The sequence below is a fragment of the Kytococcus sp. HMSC28H12 genome, from assembly GCF_001816045.1.
Classification (GTDB): Bacteria; Actinomycetota; Actinomycetes; order Actinomycetales; family Dermatophilaceae; genus Kytococcus; species Kytococcus schroeteri.
The window spans coordinates 1-4498 of record NZ_KV824387.1; the positions used below are offsets into that span (position 1 = coordinate 1).

A 4498-nucleotide genomic window follows, 5' to 3' on the forward strand; every position below is an offset into this window, starting at 1 on the left:
TGCTGGCGCAGTACCGGCGCGGCGACCTCACCGGCGGCCAGCAGCCCCCGGCCCGACCGGCGCTGGTGGCCGCCACGGCCAGCCCGTACAAGTTCGCCCCCGCGGTCCTCGCCGCCCTGGGCCACGAGGCCGACGAGGACGAGTTCGACACCCTCGTGCGCCTGGCCACCACCGCCGGCGACGAGCGCGGCGCCCCGCTGGGCCTGAGCTCCCTGCGCGACGCAGCCGTGCTGCACGAGCAGGTGGTGGAGGTCCCCGAGGTGCCGTCCACCATCGAGGAGGTCCTGCACCGATGAGCGCCACCGGCCGGTCGGTCACCGTGCGGGTGCCGGCCACCTCGGCCAACCTGGGCACCGGCTTCGACGCCCTGGGCCTGGCGGTGGCCCTGCACAACCGGGTGACCCTCGAGGTGGTGGCCGCCGACGACCCCGCCCGCACCGACGCCGGCGACAGCCTGCCCGTGGCCGCCTACGAACGCGCCTGCGCCGAGCACGGCATCGAGCCGGTGGCGGTGCGCTGCACGGTGGCCGGCGACGTGCCACCCTCCCGCGGTCTGGGGTCCTCGGCCACCTGCGTGGTCGGGGGCGTGCTGGCCGCCCGTGCCCTGCACGGCACCGACTGGGACGACGACGAGCTGGTGCGCCTGGGCACCCTCACCGAGGGGCACCCGGACAACGTGGCCCCGGCCCTGCTGGGCGGCGTGGTGGTCTCCGTGGCGGCGGCCGACGGGCGGGTGCACAGCGTGCCCGTGCCGGTGGCCCCCGGCGCACTGCCCGAGGTGCTGCTGCTGGTGCCCGACCACCCCGTGGCCACCGCCGAGGCCCGCGCCGCGCTGCCCGCATCGGTGCCCTTCGCCGACGCGGTGCACAACGCCGCCCGCAGCGCGCTCCTCGTGGCCGCCCTGGCCACCGGTCGCACCGAGGCGCTCTCCGAGGCGGTGGACGACCGCCTCCACCAGCCGCACCGCGCGCACCTCGTACCGGGCGTCGAGGACGTGCTGGCCGCCGCCCGCGCGTCCGGCGCTTCAGCCGCGTGCGTGAGTGGGGCCGGACCCACCCTGCTGGTGCTCTCCCCCGCGACCGGCACCGAGGCCGCCCTGTCCGCCCACCTGGCCGACCACCCCTGGAGCTGGCAGCTGCGGCGGGTGCCGCTGGAGGCCCACGGCGCGGCCGTGGAGGAGGCCGTTGCTGCGTAGGCTGGGACCATGACGTCCCCCGAGCAGTCCACCGCCGCCACCGTCCGCGAGCTGGCCCACGAGACCTGGGCCACAGGCCGCCTGCGCGAGCTCGACGCCCGCCGCGAGCAGCTGCGGGCCCTGCGCACCCTGCTGCGCGAGGAGGAGCCGCGCCTGCTCGCCGCCCTGCGCGAGGACCTCCGCAAGCCCGAGGCCGAGGCGCGCACCACCGAGCTCGCGGTGGTGGAGGGAGAGGTGGAGCAGCTCCTCAAGCACCTGGACGAGTGGCTGTCGCCCCGGGCCGCCTCCGTGCCGCTGGCCATGCAGCCCGCCCGCGCCACGGTGCGCCGCGAGCCGCTGGGCGCCGTGCTCGTCATCGGGCCGTGGAACTACCCGGTGAACCTCGTGCTCACACCGCTGGCCGGCGCCCTGGCCGGGGGCAACACGGTGGTGCTCAAGCCCAGCGAGCTCGCACCGGCCACCGCCGCCGTGCTGGCCGAGCTGGTGGCGCAGTACCTGGACCCCGAGGTGGTGCAGGTGGTGACCGGGGGCGTGCCCGAGACCACGGCCCTGCTGGAGCAGAAGTGGGACCACGTGTTCTTCACCGGGGGCGAGAAGGTCGGCCGCATCGTCATGCGGGCCGCCGCCGAGCACCTCACCCCGGTGACCCTGGAGCTGGGCGGCAAGTCCCCCACGTGGGTGGGCGAGGACGTGGACCTGCGCGCCGTGGCCCGCCGCATCGTGTGGGGCAAGTTCAGCAACGCGGGCCAGACCTGCGTGGCACCCGACCACGTGCTGTGCACCCCGGCGACCCAGGCCGCCCTCGTACCCGAGCTGGAACGCGCCATCACCGACATGTTCGGCCCCGACCCGCGCACCAGCCGCGACTACGGACGCATCATCAACCGGAAGCACGCCGAGCGCCTGGCCGCGATGGTGGACGGCGCCGCGGTGGGCGGCGAGGTGGACCTCGACGCGCTCTACGTCTCCCCCACCGTGCTCACCAACGTGGACGACGACCACCCGGCCATGGCCGAGGAGATCTTCGGCCCCGTGCTGCCGGTCGTCACCGTGCCCGACGTGCAGGCCGCCATCAACCGGGTGGCCGACGGCCCCTCCCCGCTGGCGCTCTACCTCTTCACCCGCGATACCGACGTGCAGGAACGCTGGCTGGCCGGCACCCGCTCCGGCGGTGTGGGCATCAACGTGCCGATGGCGCACGTGGGCGTGCACTCCCTGCCCTTCGGCGGCGTGGGCGCCAGCGGCATGGGCAGCTACCACGGCGAGGCGTCGGTGCGGACCTTCACCCACGAGCGCTCGGTGCTGGACAAGCCGCTGCGCCCGGACACCCTGGGACTGGCCTACCCGCCCTCGGGCCCGGTGAAGCGGGAGCTGCTGCGCCGCCTGCTCTGAGCCTCAGCCCACGGGGCCGAGCACGCGGTCGGTGTACTCGTTGGCGAACACCCCGTGCGGGTCGAGCTGCGCGCGCAGGGCGGTGAAGTCGCCCAGGTGCGGGTAGAGCCCCGCCAGCGCCTCGGCGCCCAGGGAGTGCATCTTGCCCCAGTGCGGGCGGCCCCCGGCGGCCACGAGGATGCGCTCCAGCTCGGCGAAGTACGCCCGGGCGCGGCCGTCACCGTGCACCGTGTGCACCGCGACGAACGCCCGCGGGCCGCCCTGCGCCATCGAGAGCCACAGGTCGTCACCGGCGGTGCTGCGGATCTCCAGCGGGAAGCCCACCGGCCAGCGGCGACGGCGGATGGCCGCGGAGACCTCCGCCATCACCTCGGGGAGGTCGGCCAGCGGCACGCCGTACTCCATCTCGCGGAAGCGCACCGTGCGGGCGCTGGCGAAGACGGTGTGCGAGGGGCCGACCACCCGGTGCGGGGTGAGCCCGCCGAAGGTGCGGTTGAGCCACGGCGTGCGGCCCGGCAGCCGGTCGCACAGGTGCGCCAGGGCCGCCAGGCCCGCGTTGGAGACCAGCCCGTCCTCGACGTGGTGGCCGAACCAGCTCCGCGGCACCGGCGGGGTGTCGGCCTGGCACCGACGGGTGCTCTTGGTGATGGTCCTGGGGCTGTGCGGGAACCAGAAGGCCTCGAAGTGGTCGTGGGCCTCGGTGCGCTCCTGCTAGGTGGCGAACACCTCCGGCGCCGACTCGTTCTCGACCTGCAGGTCCAGGCAGTAGGCCGGCACCAGCTGCAGCGTGATGTCCACGATGACGCCGAGCGCCCCGAGCGAGACCGCGGCGCCCTTGAGGCGCGGGTCCCCGGCGCCGATGCGGTGCACCTGGCCGGTGCCGTCCACGAGGGTGACGCCCCGCACCTGGGTGGCGAGGCAGCCGAACGCCGCGCCCGTGCCGTGGGTGCCGCTGGAGAGGGCGCCGGCGAGCGTCTGGCGGTCGATGTCGCCCATGTTCTCCAGGGCCAGGCCGTAGGGCGCCAACAGGGCGGGCAGGGCGTGCAGGGGCGTGCCGGCGCCGAGGGTGAGGAGCCCCTCGGCGGCACGGGAGTCGTCGACCACGCCGGTGAGGCCGTCCACGGCCAGCGAGGTGCCCGGGCGGGCGCCCCCGCGCGGGGCGGCCACCCCGGTGAAGGAGTGCCCGTTGCCCACGGGGTGCACCGGGCGGCCGGAGGACACGGCGTGGCGCACCGCGGCCTGCACCGCCTCGGTGGAGTCCGCGACGGTGCGCGGGGCGTCGGGCAGGTCGACGGTGCGCGACCAGTTGCGGAAGCCGGTGGTCCGAGTGGTGTTCACAGGAAGGCCTTTCCCTCGCCACGGTAGGTGGGCACAGTGTGGGTGCTGCCGTCCTCCTGAACCAGCACCACCTCGTCGACCCGCTCGGCGGGCTCGCCGGACTTCGCGTGGCGCATCCACACGCGGGAGCCGACCTCGAGGCGGTGGCCGGCGGCCCGGGCGGCCAGGGCACCGGTGAGGGGCGTCTGCACCTCGCCGGCCCCCTCGGTGCCGGTGAGCTCGAGGCCCGGGGGCCAGGCCGCCACCGGCAGGCGGTCGGCGGCGACGGCACCGGTGGCCACCCAGCCGCTGCCCAGCAGGGTCACCATGTCCGGCTCGGGCGTGCGCACCACGTCCAGGCCGATGCCGAACGCGGGCTCCAGGTCGATGGCGCGGAAGCGGTCGAACAGGTGGCCCACGAACAGGCCGGAGCCCACGGTGACCTCGGTGAGCGCCGGGTCGGCCGAGGACCACGCCACCGACCCCGTGCCGCCGCCGTTCACGAGCTCCGGGGCGTGGCCGAGCACCGCGGCCACCGCGTCGACCACGGCCCGCCGCTCGGCGTACAGCCCGCGGCGCGAGACGCCCTGCATG

The 4498-nt window shown here is 75.8% G+C and carries 4 protein-coding genes and 2 pseudogenes; 3 read left to right on the top strand and 3 right to left on the bottom strand.

All coding sequences use genetic code 11. The annotated features are described in order from the left end of the window. The 3 genes from HMPREF3099_RS12775 to HMPREF3099_RS04755 all read left to right on the top strand — a co-directional run. Positions 1–296: hypothetical protein (locus tag HMPREF3099_RS12775; protein ID WP_202816690.1), on the top strand; the 296-nt coding region annotated here is incomplete at its 5' end. Further along, entirely contained in the window at positions 293–1195 is a 903-nt protein-coding gene (gene thrB, locus HMPREF3099_RS04750; RefSeq protein ID WP_070704676.1) for a homoserine kinase, read from the top strand. The genes HMPREF3099_RS12775 and thrB, both read left to right, overlap by 4 nt. Before the next feature lie 9 nt (positions 1196–1204). Continuing rightward, the gene (locus HMPREF3099_RS04755; RefSeq protein WP_070704679.1) at positions 1205–2587 is read left to right on the top strand and encodes an aldehyde dehydrogenase family protein; all 1383 of its coding nucleotides are present in this window, start codon (positions 1205–1207) and stop codon (positions 2585–2587) included. A gap of 3 nt (positions 2588–2590) precedes the next feature. Here HMPREF3099_RS04755 and HMPREF3099_RS11955 read toward each other — a convergent pair. The 3 genes and pseudogenes from HMPREF3099_RS11955 to HMPREF3099_RS12780 form a co-directional block, all read right to left on the bottom strand. After that, positions 2591–3283: pseudogene (locus HMPREF3099_RS11955) on the bottom strand (D-arabinono-1,4-lactone oxidase); the annotation flags it as partial. Between the two features lie 15 nt (positions 3284–3298). Then, positions 3299–3925 (bottom strand): FAD-binding protein, encoded by a 627-nt coding sequence (locus HMPREF3099_RS11960; protein WP_083323498.1) that lies wholly within the window; start codon positions 3923–3925, stop codon positions 3299–3301. Further along, positions 3922–4498: pseudogene (locus HMPREF3099_RS12780) on the bottom strand (amino acid deaminase/aldolase); the annotation flags it as partial. The gene HMPREF3099_RS11960 and the pseudogene HMPREF3099_RS12780, both read right to left, overlap by 4 nt.

Bases quoted from the DNA above. Each gene is read 5' to 3' on its own strand.
- thrB (WP_070704676.1), top strand. From the start codon at position 293: ATGAGCGCCACCGGCCGGTCGGTCACCGTGCGGGTGCCGGCCACCTCG.
- HMPREF3099_RS04755 (WP_070704679.1), top strand. From the start codon at position 1,205: ATGACGTCCCCCGAGCAGTCCACCGCCGCCACCGTCCGCGAGCTGGCC.